Origin of the sequence: Propionicimonas paludicola (assembly GCF_002563675.1) — a bacterium.
GTDB lineage: Bacteria > Actinomycetota > Actinomycetes > Propionibacteriales > Propionibacteriaceae > Propionicimonas > Propionicimonas paludicola.
In genome coordinates, this window is sequence record NZ_PDJC01000001.1 from 2,087,853 (window position 1) to 2,101,929 (window position 14,077).

General features: G+C 68.8%; 12 protein-coding genes and 1 tRNA gene. 4 read left to right on the plus strand and 9 right to left on the minus strand.

The genetic code is table 11. From position 1 onward, the window contains the following. Positions 1-32: 32 nt before the first annotated feature. From ATK74_RS09740 to ATK74_RS09755, 4 genes are read right to left on the minus strand one after another with little or no spacing between them, the layout of a single operon-like run. The gene (locus ATK74_RS09740) at positions 33-2,552 is read right to left on the minus strand and encodes an FtsX-like permease family protein (protein WP_098460846.1); all 2,520 of its coding nucleotides are present in this window, start codon (positions 2,550-2,552) and stop codon (positions 33-35) included. Beyond that, positions 2,549-3,295 (minus strand): ABC transporter ATP-binding protein, encoded by a 747-nt coding sequence (locus ATK74_RS09745; protein ID WP_098460847.1) that lies wholly within the window; start codon positions 3,293-3,295, stop codon positions 2,549-2,551. The genes ATK74_RS09740 and ATK74_RS09745 overlap by 4 nt, the downstream gene beginning before the upstream one ends. Further along, positions 3,292-4,548 carry an efflux RND transporter periplasmic adaptor subunit gene (locus tag ATK74_RS09750; RefSeq protein WP_098460848.1) on the minus strand — a complete coding sequence of 419 codons (1,257 nt, stop codon included), beginning with the start codon at positions 4,546-4,548 and terminating at the stop codon, positions 3,292-3,294. Before ATK74_RS09750 ends, ATK74_RS09745 begins: the two co-directional genes overlap by 4 nt. After that, complete coding sequence (locus ATK74_RS09755; protein ID WP_098460849.1) at positions 4,545-5,252, minus strand: TetR/AcrR family transcriptional regulator; 708 nt, start codon at positions 5,250-5,252, stop codon at positions 4,545-4,547. The genes ATK74_RS09750 and ATK74_RS09755 overlap by 4 nt, the downstream gene beginning before the upstream one ends. Positions 5,253-5,369: 117 nt before the next feature. On the opposite strand from ATK74_RS09755, the gene ATK74_RS09760 reads away from it, so the two are divergent. Then, on the plus strand, positions 5,370-5,858 hold the full coding sequence (locus tag ATK74_RS09760) for a GyrI-like domain-containing protein (protein WP_211283336.1): 489 nt from the start codon (positions 5,370-5,372) through the stop codon (positions 5,856-5,858). 79 nt (positions 5,859-5,937) lie between these two features. After that, a tRNA-Ala gene (locus ATK74_RS09765) sits at positions 5,938-6,013 on the plus strand. Positions 6,014-6,282: 269 nt separating this feature from the next. Here the strand turns inward: ATK74_RS09765 and ATK74_RS09770 are convergent. Genes ATK74_RS09770 through ATK74_RS09780 form a run of 3 tightly spaced genes read right to left on the minus strand, consistent with a single transcriptional unit; the run spans position 6,283 to position 10,801 of the window. Further along, on the minus strand, positions 6,283-8,805 hold the full coding sequence (locus tag ATK74_RS09770) for an ABC transporter permease (protein ID WP_098460850.1): 2,523 nt from the start codon (positions 8,803-8,805) through the stop codon (positions 6,283-6,285). Further along, a complete protein-coding gene (locus ATK74_RS09775; protein ID WP_098460851.1) occupies positions 8,802-9,548 on the minus strand; it encodes an ABC transporter ATP-binding protein in 747 nt (248 codons plus the stop codon). The genes ATK74_RS09770 and ATK74_RS09775 overlap by 4 nt, the downstream gene beginning before the upstream one ends. Continuing rightward, complete coding sequence (locus tag ATK74_RS09780) at positions 9,545-10,801, minus strand: efflux RND transporter periplasmic adaptor subunit (protein ID WP_098460852.1); 1,257 nt, start codon at positions 10,799-10,801, stop codon at positions 9,545-9,547. Before ATK74_RS09780 ends, ATK74_RS09775 begins: the two co-directional genes overlap by 4 nt. A gap of 146 nt (positions 10,802-10,947) precedes the next feature. On the opposite strand from ATK74_RS09780, the gene ATK74_RS09785 reads away from it, so the two are divergent. After that, entirely contained in the window at positions 10,948-11,667 is a 720-nt protein-coding gene (locus ATK74_RS09785; RefSeq protein WP_098462183.1) for a VIT1/CCC1 transporter family protein, read from the plus strand. Between the two features lie 9 nt (positions 11,668-11,676). On the opposite strand, the gene ATK74_RS09790 is transcribed toward ATK74_RS09785, so the two are convergent. Then, positions 11,677-12,006, minus strand: a complete 330-nt coding sequence (locus ATK74_RS09790; RefSeq protein ID WP_098460853.1) for an ArsR/SmtB family transcription factor — start codon at positions 12,004-12,006, stop codon at positions 11,677-11,679. A gap of 194 nt (positions 12,007-12,200) precedes the next feature. Between ATK74_RS09790 and ATK74_RS09795 the strand changes: the two genes are divergently transcribed. Beyond that, positions 12,201-13,496: a GNAT family N-acetyltransferase gene (locus ATK74_RS09795; RefSeq protein WP_211283338.1), complete on the plus strand. Its 1,296-nt coding sequence runs from the start codon at positions 12,201-12,203 to the stop codon at positions 13,494-13,496. Positions 13,497-13,569: 73 nt separating this feature from the next. Here the strand turns inward: ATK74_RS09795 and ATK74_RS09800 are convergent, their stop codons facing one another. Beyond that, a complete protein-coding gene (locus ATK74_RS09800; protein WP_098460854.1) occupies positions 13,570-13,953 on the minus strand; it encodes a DUF1304 domain-containing protein in 384 nt (127 codons plus the stop codon). Between the last annotated feature and the right edge of the window lie 124 nt (positions 13,954-14,077).

Consider the following 14,077-nt stretch of genomic DNA (forward strand, 5'->3'; position numbering starts at 1 on the left):
CTTCGCCCATCCCACGCCAAGACTCGCGGACATCACTCCTGGTGAAGGGCGGTAACGACGGCAAGTCGGGACGCGTTGCGAGCCGGGCCGCGGGCGGCCAGCACGCCGAAGACCAGCCCGACAACCACCGCAACCGCAATGCCGGTCCACGGGAAGCTGAACGGCATCTGCCAGCCGACCGATCCCATGGCCAACACCATGGCGAAGCCCAGCCACAGGCCGGCCGCGACTCCCAGCACCGTCCCAATCACCGAGAGCAGCACCGACTCGGCCGTGATCATCCGGCGAACCTGGCGCCTCGTGGCACCCACGGCCCGGAGCATGCCGATCTCCCGGGTCCTGGCCAGCACACTGATCGCCATCGTGTTGATCAGGGCCAGCAGGGACGGCAACGCCAGCGCCGCGATCAGCACGTCGAAGAAGATCATCGACGTGTTGAAGATCGCGAGCTGGTCGGCCTTCCAGGCCGAGGACTGGTACAGCCGGAAGGCGGGGTAGGCGTCGGTGATCCGCTGCAGCGCGGCCTGAACCTGCGTCGGGTCCGCGGCGGCGTCCTGGTTGGCCATCACCATCAGATCGGAACCGACGTTGAAGTCGCGGGCCAGGTTGGCCTGGGACGTGTAGAGGGTGGCCAGCTTGGCGTTGAGGTAGTCGTTGCCGATGCCCGCCAGCAAGTAGCTGCGGGTTCCGTTCGGGGTCTCCAGGCTCAGCTCCTGGCCGAGGACGAGCTGGTGAGCGGCTGCGTAGACCCCGTTGGCGATCACCCAGCGTCCGCTGCGCAGCTGGCTGACCGCCTGATCCGAGGAGCCGGCATTCCAGTCGAAGTCGCCGACCTTGAGGTAGCTGGCCGGGTCGATGCCGATCACCTGGACGTCCCCGCCGTCGGAGCGGGCCTGACCCAGCCGCAGCGTGGTGACTGCCGAGACCCCCGGAACGTCCGCCACACGGCTGGCCAGCTGGGGGCCGGCCGCGACGTTGCCCTGAGAGAGCACGATCGACTGCGGAATGATCAGGTAGTTCGCCGACATCGAGCGATCCAGGTAGCCGACGAAGCCGACCGTGATCGAGTTCACCACGGTGACCATCGCCACGATCGCGGCCAGTCCGAGCATGACCACGGTCACCGTGATCCCGCTGCGGGACGGGTTGCGCTGCAGGTTGCCGGCCGCGATCGGCCCCTCCCGCGGGTAGCGCAGGGCAAGTAGCGGACTGAACCAGCGACCCACCGGAACCACTACGGCCGATGCCACCAGGGCGATCCCAACCAGGAACAGCACCGCGCCGAAGCCGACCATGGCGCTGGTACCGGCGAACAGTCCGAAGGTCGCCACCAGCAGCGCCCCCAGACCGATCCAGGTGCTGACCCCGATCCGATGCCCACTCACCTCGGCCACCGGCGGACGCATCGCCTCCAGCGGGGACACCCGGGCCGCAGCCCGAGCCGGGACCAGGGCGGCCACCACGGTCACGCCGAGGCCGAGCAGGACGGCCGTGGCCCAGGTCTGCGGGGTGAACAGCGGCCCGGCGATCTGCAGGTGCATCATCGAGCTGGCCATTGGCTCGATCGCTGACAGGAAGCCGGCAGCCATCCCCCATCCCAGCAGCAGCCCGAGGCCGGTGCCGACGATGCCTTGGAGCAGTGACTCGGCCAGGAACAGGCCCAGGATGGTTCGGCGTCGGGCCCCGATGGCCCGCAGCATGCCGATGTCGCGCCGGCGCTGGGCCACCACCGTGCGGAAGCTGTTCAGGATGATGAAGCCGGCTGTGGCCAGGGCGAACAGAGAGAACATCAGGAAGGTCAGGTTGGCCACCTGAAGTGAGGCCAGCAGGCTGGTGTTCGCCGAGAGCCCGCCAACGGTGAAGTCGGTGCCGAGCTCGTCCTTGACGGCGTTCTCCAGCGCGACCCGATCGGAGCCCTCTACCGCGCGGGCCTGGACCGAGGTGATCCGGCCGGACAGTGAGAAGAGCTGTTGGGCCTCGGCCAGCGGGATGACCCCCTGATCCTCGCCGGGGACCCCACTGCCGGCCAGGAGACCGACCAGTCGCAGCTTCGTGCTGCCGGTTGCCGAGGGCACCGCCAAGCTGTCGCCGACGGTCAGATTGAGACGTCCGGCCAGGTCTGCCGTGACCAGCATCACCGCCCGGTCCCCCGCGGCCAGCCCACGACCGGCGTCAACGGTGAGGTCGCGCACTCCGGAGGCCAGGTTGGGATCGACTCCGATCAGGGTCAGCTGATCGACGCTGCCACCGCTGGTGTCGGGCAGGATCACCATCCGCTGGAGTTCGGGGCTGACTGCGGCGACTCCGGGCGTCCGGGCCACCCGGTCGGCGATGTCGGCAGCGAACGGTTGGCCGGACGCATCAGCGACCGAGAGATCGACGGCTCCGGCGCTGGACAGCAGGTTGCGAGTGAACGCGTCCTGCATGGCCGGAGTGATCCCGTTGAGCCCGAAGGTGAGCATCACCCCGAGCGAGACCGCCAAAGTGGTCAGCAGCGAGCGAGCGCCCCTGCCGAACAGGTAGCGCCAAGCCAGGGTCAAGGTGAGTCTCACAGCAGGCCGGCTCTCTCCAGCGCCAGCCGCGGGGCCTGCAGCGTGCCGTCCAGGGCCAGATCGTCGAGGATCCGGCCGTCGCGCATGAGTACCAGCCGGGTGGCGTGGCTGGCGATCACCGGATCGTGGGTGACCATCAGCACCGTCCGGTTCCATTCCACGCTGATCTGGCGCAGCAGCCCGGCGATCTCGGCCGCCGACTTGGAGTCGAGGTTGCCGGTGGGCTCGTCGGCCAGCAGCAGGACCGGGTCGGTGGCCAGCGCCCGGGCCACCGCGACCCGCTGCTGCTGACCTCCGGAGAGCTGGTCGGGACGGGCGTTCGCACGTCCACCCAGGCCGACCCGGTCCAGCCAGTGGCGGGCCAGTTCGTCGGCGTCGTTGCGTCCGTCCAGGCGGAGCGGAAGGGCCGCGTTCTCCACCGCGGTGAGCACCGGAATCAGGTTGAAGAACTGGAACACGAAGCCGATCTCGCGGCGACGCAGCTCGGTGAGGCGATCGTCGTCCAGGCTGCCCAGCTCGGTTCCGGCCAGCCGCACCGTGCCGGCGTCGGCGGCGTCCAGTCCGCCGATCAGGTTCAGCAGCGTCGACTTGCCGCAGCCGCTGGGCCCCATCACTGCGACGAACTCCCCCTCCTGCAGACTCAGATCGACCCCGTCCAGCGCCGTCACCGCGGTGGTGCCGCTGCCGTAGACCCGCCGCAGGCCGCGCAGTTCGAGGACGGGGACGTCCGGCTGCTGGCTCACTGGACGACCTTCACCGACTGGCCGTCGGCCAGGCTGCTGGCACCGGTGCTGACGACCTGGTCTCCGGCGCTGAGGCCCTCAACGATCTGGATGGCCGTGTCGGTCTCGGCTCCGATCCGCACCGCCGTCCGGTGCACCACGCCGTCGGCCACCACGAAGACATAGCGCTGCTCACCGTTGCTGACCACCGCAGCAGCCGGGACGGTCAGGGCATCGGCCAGGTCCTTGACGGTGATTGCCACCGACCCGCCCATGCCGGCCAGTGGCTGCACTGAGCCGGCCGGCAGGCTGATCTTGGTGATGAAGGCCACCCCACCGGTGGCGGTGGTCGAGGCACTCTGACTACGGCTGAGCACCTTCCCGGTCAGGCCCTGCCCGGCGAAGGCATCCAAACTCACCGTCGCGGCTTGCCCGGCCGTGATCGAGGAGATGTCGGATTGGTCGACGCTGGCCTCGAAGACCAGCCCGGACGGCTCACTCACGCTCACCACCGGGACTCCGGGGGTCACTCCGGCGCCCGCCTCGACGGTGCTGGGCACCACGACGGTCCCGTCCACCGGAGCGGTGAGCTCGGCGGCCTCCAGGTTGGCCTTGGCTTGAGCAAGGGCCAGCTTGGCGGCCGCGATCGAGAGCGACCCGGCGTGGGTGGCCAACCCGTTCTGGCCCGAACGGGATAGCCGGTCGCGGTTCGCTCTGGCCACAGCCAGCGTGGCCGAGGCCTGATCCCGCGCGCTGCGCAGCGTGCGCAGCGTCGGCCGCATCGCGTCCTGGTCGGTCGGGCTGGCCGCGTTGTAGTCGGCCAGGTAGTCCGCATAGTTCTTCTTGGCCGTACTCAGCGCCGAGTTCGCCGCGCTGATCGCCCGACTGGCGGCGGAAAGCTCGCTGCCGGTCGGCGCCGCGTTCGACGCCGCTCCGGCCTGGGCGCGGGCCGTGGCCAGGGCAGCCTCGGCCTGGGCAACGGCCAGCTTCAGCGGGCCGGTGTGCAACCGGACCAGCACCTGGCCGGCGCTCACCCGGTCACCGTCGGCTACCTCGAGCTTGGCGATCGTCGCAGCCGTGGGCGGATAGACCCCGCGCCGGCCGACCGCGGTGACCGTCCCGGGCGCATCCACGGTCACGGCAAGGATCTTCGCGCTTGCGGTGGCCACCTTCACCTGGACGGTGTTGTTCAGGCTGGCGTAGGCGATGCCGCCCCCGGCGGCAACCAACACGGCGGCGCCCACAACGATCGTGATGACTCGTTTGCGGTTCACTTCATGACCTCCAGCAACTCGGCATAGATCGGTGCGAACAAGACTTCGGCGTTCGGTGGCATGGGGACGGCGAAGCTACCCTCGGGAACGCCCAGGAGCCGCTCCTGGGCGGCCCACAAAGCGGCGGTGTCTCGCTGAAGCACCGTCACGAAGCCGGCCACATCGGGCTCGGCGACGGCGCGGTCCAGGACCCGCTGCGAGGTGTCGAACCACAGCGAGATGAGCACGTCCGTGGCGAACTCGACCGACCCCACATGGAAGCTGCCCTCAGCGACGCCGTCGGCCACCACCGGAGCGATGATGCTGCGAACGGCCCGCTCCCAGCGCTCGAAGAGCCGATGGCGCAGCGCGTAGTTCTCGGGGCGATACAGGCTGGCCGAAGACAGGTAGTTGGGCAACTGCATGGCCTTGTACTCACCGGACGCCTCGAGGATGGCCCGCAGCTTGGCGATGGCATCACCGTCGACCGCCGCTCGGCGCGCCTCCAGGCTGGCGAACAGCCCGTCCATCAGCCGGTCGAGGAGCTGACCCAGCATGTCCTCCTTGGATGAGAAGTAGTGGTAGAAGGTGCCCTTGGCGACCTGGGCGGCCTGAGTGACCGCCTCCACCGACATCGCCTCGTAGCCGACCTCGGCAACCAGTCTCTGGGCGATGTCGAGCAGCTCATCGCGCCGCACCTCCGGATCTTTCACGACTCGTGCCATGCTCCACCTCTCACTGACCGACCGTCGGTCAGTCTACGCTTTGCGGCGTTCATGGCAAGTACTCCCCCGCTCTGGCCCGCATGATTTCCTCGACAGGCCGCGACCGCCGGCAATAGCGTGGACGCATCCGAACTGAGCAAGGAGGCCGAGGTGGCCGGAGTCGATCCCCACTTCGAAGAACTGGACGCCTGGGTCAGCGCCGGCGTCCGCCAGGTCGTCCCGATCGCCGAGCTGGCCGGGCTGTTCACCCCGGTCTACGACCAGGTGAGCGCGGCCATCACCCAGGCCGGCGCGGTCATGGTCGGACCGGCCTATGCGGAGTACTTCGCGATGCCCGAGGACACCGTGGACGTCGAGATCGGCTTCGGGATCGCCGAGCCGACAGCCATCGACGGCCTGAACGTCCGGCAGCGCCCGGCGACCACGGCCGTGGTCGGCACCCACTTCGGCGGCTACGACAGCCTCGACGAGAGCTACGCCGAGCTCATGCCCTGGCTCGAAAGCCAGGACGTCGCGCTGGGCGACTCGATGTTCGAGTGGTACCTCAGCGAGCCGGACGAGGCCCCGGAGAACACCGTGACCAAGCTGGTGTTCCCGCTGGCCTGAGCCCTGATCGACTCCTCGCCAGCCAGTTTTCTCACTCCGGTTGCCGGATGCTAATCTGGTCGGGCTCTTCGGGGCACCTGGGGCTATGGCGCAGTTGGTAGCGCGTCTCGTTCGCAATGAGAAGGTCAGGGGTTCGAATCCCCTTAGCTCCACCAGATCCAAGCAGCCGGCGACTAGGCGTCACCGCCAGGCCGGGATCACTATCCAGAATCGAACAACTGTTGGCGACGGGCCCTTCGACGTCGCAGAGCTTCGGTCGCCGCCTGCGCATCTCCCGGCTGCCATTGTCCTGTCCCCCGAGTGCGCGTCCGCGCTGGGCGAGTCCCGCCATCGCACGCTGTGACTTCGGCGGCGATGTCGCCGCGCAACTCACAGCTTGCGGGCCAGGTCAGACCGGGCCATCCACGCCAGGTGCAGTCCTGCGTCACTCCTGGTGCAGAGCCACGACCACCTGCAGCCGGGACGCGCTGCGGGCCGGTCCACGGGCGGCCATCACTCCGAAGACCAGGCCGACGACGACCGCTACCGCGATGCCGGCCCAGGGGAAGCTGAACGGCATCTGCCAGCCGACAGCTCTCATGGCCAGCACCATGGCGAAGCCGAGCCACAGGCCCGCCACGACGCCCAGCACTGTGCCGATGACGGCCAGCAAGACCGACTCGGCGGTGATGACTCGACGGATCTGCCGTCTGGTGGCACCCACTGCCCGGAGCATGCCGATCTCTCGAGTCCGGGCCAGGACGCTGATCGCCATGGTGTTGATCAGGGCCAACAGCGACGGCAGCGCCAAAGCGGCGATGAGCGCGTCGAAGACGATCATCGAGGAGTCGTAGAGCTGGAGTTGCTCGGCCTTCCAGGCCGCAGACTGATACAGCTTGAACGCGGGGTAGGCGTCGGTGACGCGCTGCAGCGCCGCCTCGACCTGAGCCGGGTCTGCGCCGGCCTCCTGGTTGGCCATCACCATCAGGTCGGCGGTCGTGTTGAAGTCCCGAGCCAGGTTCGCATGGGAGGTGTAGACGGTGGACAGCTCCGCGTTCAGGTAGTCGTTGCCGATCCCGGCCACCAGATAGCTGCGGACTCCGTTCGGCGTCTCCAGCGCAACCTGCTGGCCGGGGACGAGCTGATGCGCGGCCGCATAGACCCCGTTGGCAATCACCCAGCGTCCGCTGCGCAGTTGACTGATCGCCTGGTCGGAGGAGCCGGCACTCCAGTCGAAATCGCCCACCTTGAGGTAGCTGGACGGATCGATGCCGATCACCTGGACGTCCCCACCACCGTGGGTGCGCACCTGGCTCAGGCGCAGCGTGGTCACGGCCGCCACTCCCGGGACGTCCGCAACCCGGCGGGCAAGCTCCGGCCCGGCAGCGACATTGCCCTGACCGAGGACGATCGACTGCGGGATGATCAGGTAGTCCGCCGACATCGAGCGGTCCAGATAGCCCATGAAACCGTTCGTGTTCGAGTCCACCACGGTGACCAACGCCACGATCGCGGACAGCCCCAGCATGACCACGGTGACCGTGACGCCGCTGCGGCCCGGACTGCGCTGCAGGTTGCCGGCCGCGATCGGCCCCTCCCGCGGGTAGCGCAGGGCGAGCAACGGGGCCAACCAACGGCCGGCGGGTGCCACCACGGCCGAGGCCAGCAGCGCGATCGCGACCAGGAACAACACTGCACCGACGCAGACCAGGCCGGTGTTCCGGCTGAACAGCCCGAAGGTTGCCGCCAGCAGCATCCCCAGCCCGACCCAGGTGGACACCCCCGACCGGCGTCCGCTCACCTCGGCTGCGGGCGGACGAATCGCTTCCAGTGGTGAGACCCGCGCAGCGGATCGGGCCGGGATGAGCGCCGCCGCGACCGTCACTCCGACACCGAGCACGATCGCCGCGCCCCAGGTCTGCGGCGTGAACACTGGCCCATCAACCTGCATGTGCATCGCCTGATAGACGGTCGACTCGACCACGGCGAGCGCCCCCACAGCCATCCCCCAGCCGAGCAACAGGCCCAGCCCGGTGCCGACCACGCCCTGGAGCAGTGATTCGGCCAGGAACAGGCCGAGGATCGTGCGGCGCCGAGCACCGATGGCCCGCAGCATGCCGATGTCACGGCGCCGCTGGGCGACCACGGTGCGGAAGCTGTTCAGAATGATGAAACCCGCCGTGGCCAGGGCGAACAGCGAGAACATCAGGAAGGCCATCTTGGACACCTGGAGCGAGGCCAGCAGGCTGGCGTTCGACGAGAGCCCTCCCACCGTGAAGCTCGATCCCAGGTCGTCCTGGACCGTGCGCTCAAGGGAGCCCCGGTCGGCTCCGTCGTCGGCGCGAGCCTGCACGGTGGTGATCCGCCCACCCAGCGAGAACAGCTGCTGCGCCTGGGCCAGCGGAATGAATGCCTGGTCCTGCCCGGGAACCCCGCTGCCAGCCAGCAGCCCGATCAGGCGCAGCTTGGTGCTGCCCGTCGCCGAGGGGACGGCCAGGGTGTCGCCGATGGTCAGGTCGAGTCGTCCGGCCAGGTCAGCGGTGACCAACATGACTGCCCGGTCTCCGGGGGCGAGACCGCGTCCGGCGTCCACCGTGAGGTCGCGCACCTGCGGAGCCAGCGCGGGATCCACGCCCACCACAGTGAGCTGCCCCGGGCTGCCGACGGCCCGGTCGGAGAGGATGACCGTTCGCTGCAGTTCGGGGCTGACTGCGGCGACTCCGGGCGTCCGGGCCACCCGGTCGGCGACGTCGACGGCGAACGGTTGGCCGGACGCGTCCGCGACCGTGAGATCCACAGCACCGGCGCTGGACAGCAGGTTCCTGGTGAACGCAGCTTCCATGGCCGGGCTGATCCCGTTGAGCCCGAAGGTGAGCATCACCCCCAGTGAGACCGCCAAGGTGGTCAGCAGCGAGCGAGCGCCGCGACCGAACAGGTAGCGCCAAGCCAAGGTCAGAGTGAGTCTCACAGCAGCCCGGCCCTTTCCAGCGCCAGCCGAGGCGCCTGCAGCGAGCCATCAAGCTGCAGATCATCCATGATCCGGCCGTCGCGCATCAGCACCAGCCGGGTCGCGTGGCTGGCGATCACCAGATCGTGGGTCACCATCAACACCGTCCGATTCCATTCCTGGCTGGTCTGACGAAGTAGATCGGCGACCTCACCCGCGGACTTGGAGTCCAGGTTGCCGGTTGGTTCATCGGCCAACAGCAGGGCCGGATCGGTGGCCAGCGCCCGGGCCACCGCCACCCGCTGCTGCTGCCCGCCCGACAGCTGATCAGGACGGGCGTGCACCCGCCCCCCCAGGCCGACCTGTTCCAGCCAGCGTTCGGCCAACTCGTCGGCGTCGGCGCGTCCGTCCAGACGCAGTGGCAAGGCGGCGTTCTCCCGCGCAGTAAGCACTGGAATCAGATTGAAGAACTGAAAGACGAAACCGATCTCGCGACGACGCAGTTCGGTGAGCCGGTCGTCGTCCAGGCTGCCCAGCTCCGTCCCGGCCAGCCGGACGCTGCCGGCGTCGGCGGCGTCCAGGCCGCCGATCAGGTTCAGCAGCGTCGACTTGCCGCAGCCGCTCGGCCCCATCACCGCGACGAACTCGCCCTGATCCAGGCTCAGATCGACCCCATCCAAGGCCGTCACGGCCGTAACCCCGCTGCCGTAGACCCGCCGCAAGCCGGTGATTTCGAGGACGGGGACGTCCGGCTGCTGGCTCACCGGGAGACCCTCACCGACTGGCCATCAGACAGGCTGCTGGCCCCGGTCACCACCACCTGAGCGCCGGCGGTCACACCGTCGGTGATCTGGATGGCCGTGTCGGTCTCGGCTCCGATGCGCACCACCGTCCGGTGCACCCGTCCGTCGGCGAGCACGAACACGAAGCGCTGTTCCCCGTTACTCACCACCGCAGCAGCCGGAACTGTGATCGCGTCGGGAAGCTCCTTGACCGTGATCGACACCGACCCACCCATGCCGGCCAGCGGCTGCACCGAGCCCGCGGCCAGGCTGACCTTGGTGACGAAGGCCACGCCCCCGGTCGCCGTAGTCGACGCGCTCTGGCTTCGACTGAGCACCTTCCCGACCAGAGTCTGCCCGGCGAACGCATCCAGCGTCACCGTGGCCGGCTGACCAGGCGCAACCGAGGCGATGTCAGCCTGGTCGACACTGGCCTCAAAGACCAGACTTCTCGGCTCGTCCACACTCACTACGGCCATGCCAGGGCTCACCCCGGCACCAGACTCCACCCCGCTCGGCACCGACACCGTCCCGCCGACCGGAGCGGTCAGCACAGCCCCACCGAGGTCGGCTTTCGCCTGGGCCACGGCCAGCTTGGCCGCCGCCACGGAGAGGGACCCGGCATCCTTGGCCAGGCCGTTCTGACCCGAACGCGACAGCCGGTCCCGGTTTGCCTTGGCCAGAGCCAGTGTGGCTGAGGCCTGATCGCGCGCGCTGCCGAGAGTGCGCAGAGTCGGACGCATGGCGTCCTGCTCGACCGGACTGGCCGCATTGAACTCGGCCAGATAGTCGGCATAGTTCCGCTTCGCGGTGCCCAAGGCAGAGCGTGCCGCACTGATCGCCCGATTCGCCGCGGCGTACTCACTGCCCGTCGGAGACGCGGTGGCGATCGAGTTCGCCTGAGCTCGGGCCGTTGCCAGTGCGGCCTCCGCCTGCGCGAGGGCCAGCTTCAGCGGAGCCGTGTTCAGCCGCACCAGCACCTGTCCGGCACTCACCCGGTCGCCATCGGCAACCTCGACCTTGGCGATCGTGGCTGCCGTCGGCGGGTAGACCCCGCGCTGGTTGGCTGCGGCGACCGTGCCCGGGGCGTCCACGGTGACGGCCAGCCGGCCGAGGCCGGCCGTGGTTACCTTCACCAGCGCAGTGCTGTTCAGACTCGCGTAGGCAGCCCCACCCCCAGCCGCGATCACCGCCGCTGCAACGATCGCGATCATCACCACTCGCTTGCGGTTCACTTCCTGACCTCCAGCACCTCGGCGCAGGCAGGCTCAACGCCCGACGGGATCCTCACAACTCGCATCTCATGCCATCCTGCCATCGGTTTTGCGTAATACTCTCACGCTACTACGATCGTACGAGTATTTAACAGAAATGAGGGATGATGACTGATCTGGTGGATGCCCCCGAAGTGGTCGGCTTCGGTGGACTCGGGGCCCGGCTGAACTGGCTGCGAGCGGGAGTGCTCGGGGCCAACGACGGGCTGGTCTCTGGCGCAGGCCTGTGCATTGGCGTGGCAGCCGCCGACCCCGGGAACAGCCCGGCAATCCTCACCGCCGGTGTGGCCGGCCTCCTGGCCGGGGCATGCGCCATGGCGATGGGTGAGTACGTGTCGGTATCAAGCCAGCGGGACACCGAGGTGGCTCTGATCGAGCGGGAGCGCCGGGATCTGAGCGAGACTCCCGAGCTGGAGTTCGACGAACTGGTCGAGGTCTACCGGGGCCAGGGGCTCACCGAGGCGACGGCTCGCCAGGTCGTCGAAGAGCTCTCCGCTCATGATGCGCTGGCCGCACATCTGCGCGCCGAGTATGGAATCCACCAGCACGAGCTGACCAACCCCTGGCACGCGGCCGCCGCCTCGGCGATCGCCTTCACTTCGGGCTTCGTCCTGCCACTGCTGGCCATGATGCTCTTGCCGATCGGCCTACGAATCCCGCTGACCTTGGGCGTCGCGGCGCTCGGGCTGTTTGCCACCGGCTGGGTCAGCGGACATGTCAGCGAGTCGGCGAAGTATCAGCCGATCATTCGCAACGTCCTGGGCGGCAGCGCCGCCATGGCCCTCACCTGGGCGATCGGGCATCTGTTCGGAGTGGTCACCGGCTAGCGGCGACGGTCACCGCTCGCGCAGGCGCAGATCCGCGTGATGCTCCACCGACTGACGGGCGAGCTCAATCAGATGCGGGTCCTCCACGGAGTAGACCTGGCGGCGCCCGTCGGCACGAGAGGTAATCAGCCCGGCGGCCCGCATCCGGCGCAGGTGATGGCTGGTCGTAGTCAACGGCTGACCGATCGCCTCGGCCAGTCCAGTGACGTCGCGCGGACCGTCACTGAGTACCCACATCAGCTGGATCCGGATCGGCGATCCGAGCATCGCCAGAGTCTCCGCGGCCTCAACGAAGTCGCTGGGCGACACCACGAGATGGCCCGAGGCCTCCTGCTCCATGAGAGCGATCCTACGACATCACGTCCGGCCACCCCGGACCCGAGGCGCCGGTGCGGATGACCCCGGCCCGGTCGTCGGTACCGGCGCGCCGCAAGACTCCCACCCGGTGATGCTCCGGCGGATATCCTGGGCTGCTCTGCACGCTCGGCACCGAGCATCAGGCACCCCAGTTCCCACGGCACAAGGAATGCGACATGAGCCAGCTGCGACACGACGCCGAGTTCGACCCGACCATGGTCACTGAGATCACCGACCGCGGCTACACCGTCCAGCGGGCTAACGTCAGCCGCGAGCTGATGGACGCCTGGCGCAGCGTGGTGAGCCGCGGGTTCCTGGACAGCGAGCCCACCGACGAGCAGCTTGCGGCCTTCTTCGACCGGAACAAGGACTACCGGCTGATCGGCATCTACGACCCGCAGGCTGCGGTTCCCGAGATGCCGGTGGCGACTCTGGGCGCTTGGGGAGCAAGACTCACCGTCCCGGGCGGTGAGCTGGAGAGCTTCGCGGTCAGCGCGGTCACCGTGGCACCCACCCATCGGCGCCGCGGCCTGCTGCGCAGCCTGCTGGGCGGTGAGCTGCGCGCCGCGGCCCACGCCGGCTTCCCGATCGCCTCGCTGACGGTCAGCGAGTCCAGCATCTACGGGCGCTTCGGCTTCGCGCCGGCCGCGCTCGCCGCCGACGCAGAGATCTCGGTCCGCCAGGCCGGCTGGATCGGTCCGGAACCGGACGGAAGGATCGACTTCCTGACCAGGGAGCAGGGCCGGGCCGTCGCCGACGAGCTCCACGAACGGGTGCGCGCCGGACGTCCTGGCGAGGTGGATCACCGCGCCGGCGCCTGGGACTACACCTTCGGCACGATGCCGGCTGTGGAGAAGGCCGGTGCCATTCGGGTCGTCCAGTACCGCTCCCCCGCCGGCCAAGTGGACGGGCTGGCGGTGTACACGGTCACCGAGAATGAGACGAACTTCCCGGACTCGACGCTGAACCTTCAGCGGTTCATCGCGGCCACCGATGATGCCTATCCAGCACTGTGGCGGTTCTTGCTCTCCCTCGACCTGATCGGCACCATCCGAGCGAGCGAACTCAGCATCGACGAGCCACTGTGGTGGATGATCGCCGATCGCCGGGCCGCCCGAGTCTCGGTCCTCGATCATCACTACCTACGGGTTCTGGACGTTGCCGCGGCGCTGGAGGCCCGTCGCTACGACCGGACGGACGAGCTGGTGCTCGACGTGAGCGATCCGCTGGGCATCGCCGGCGGACGGTTCCACCTGACTACCGCCGAGTCCGGCGCGGCCACGGTGCGTCCGGCCGAGAGCTCGGCCACCCCGGACGTGGAGCTGGGCATCGCCGAACTGTCAGCCATGCTGCTGGGCGGGGTCTCTGCGGTCACTCTGGCTCGAGCCGGACGGCTACGCAGCCCCGACCCGGAGCGGGTGGCGCGGCTCTTCGCCGGCACCGTCACGCCGCAACTGAGCTTCTGGTACTGAGCTGGATCGGCCCTCCACGCACGCAAGCTGTGAGTTCGGCGGCGATGTCGCCTGGTAACTCACAGCGTGCAGGTCAGATCAGGCCGATCAGCAGACCCACCACGGCCAGCAGCGGCAGCAGGCCCTGCTTCACCGCCGCCGCCCGGTGATCGGCGGACGAGACCAGCAGCACCAGAGCTGCGGCGAGCATCGAGCCGACCCCGGCGAAGACCAGGGTCAGGCCGACGACTACTGCACCCGCGGCGAACGCGACGATCCCACCGAAGGCCAGCAGCGCCAGGAACAGGTTGTAGAAGCCCTGGTTGAAGGCCATCGACTTGGTCACTTGAGCCTCCTCCGGAGTTGTTCCGAAGGTGGCCCGGGCCCGCGAGCTCGTCCAGGCCACGGACTCCAGATAGAAGATGAACACGTGCAATGCCGCCGCCAGTGCGGCTAACACCAGACCGGCGATCAGCACCGTGACTCCCCACGCTCAGCGAAGCTCATGACCCCAGGCTAGAGCGAGTTCCCGCCCACGGGCCGGATCCGCCCGTCCCCGGGCCTGCCGGGAGACGACAAAGTGGGGTGCGGAACCGGAATGC

What these genes read in the sequence shown, in the direction of transcription:
- ATK74_RS09795 (WP_211283338.1), top strand. Translation starts at nt 12,201, where the DNA reads ATGAGCCAGCTGCGACACGACGCCGAGTTCGACCCGACCATGGTCACT.
- ATK74_RS09755 (WP_098460849.1), bottom strand. Translation starts at nt 5,252, where the DNA reads ATGGCACGAGTCGTGAAAGATCCGGAGGTGCGGCGCGATGAGCTGCTC.
- ATK74_RS09790 (WP_098460853.1), bottom strand. Translation starts at nt 12,006, where the DNA reads ATGGAGCAGGAGGCCTCGGGCCATCTCGTGGTGTCGCCCAGCGACTTC.
- ATK74_RS09785 (WP_098462183.1), top strand. Translation starts at nt 10,948, where the DNA reads ATGACTGATCTGGTGGATGCCCCCGAAGTGGTCGGCTTCGGTGGACTC.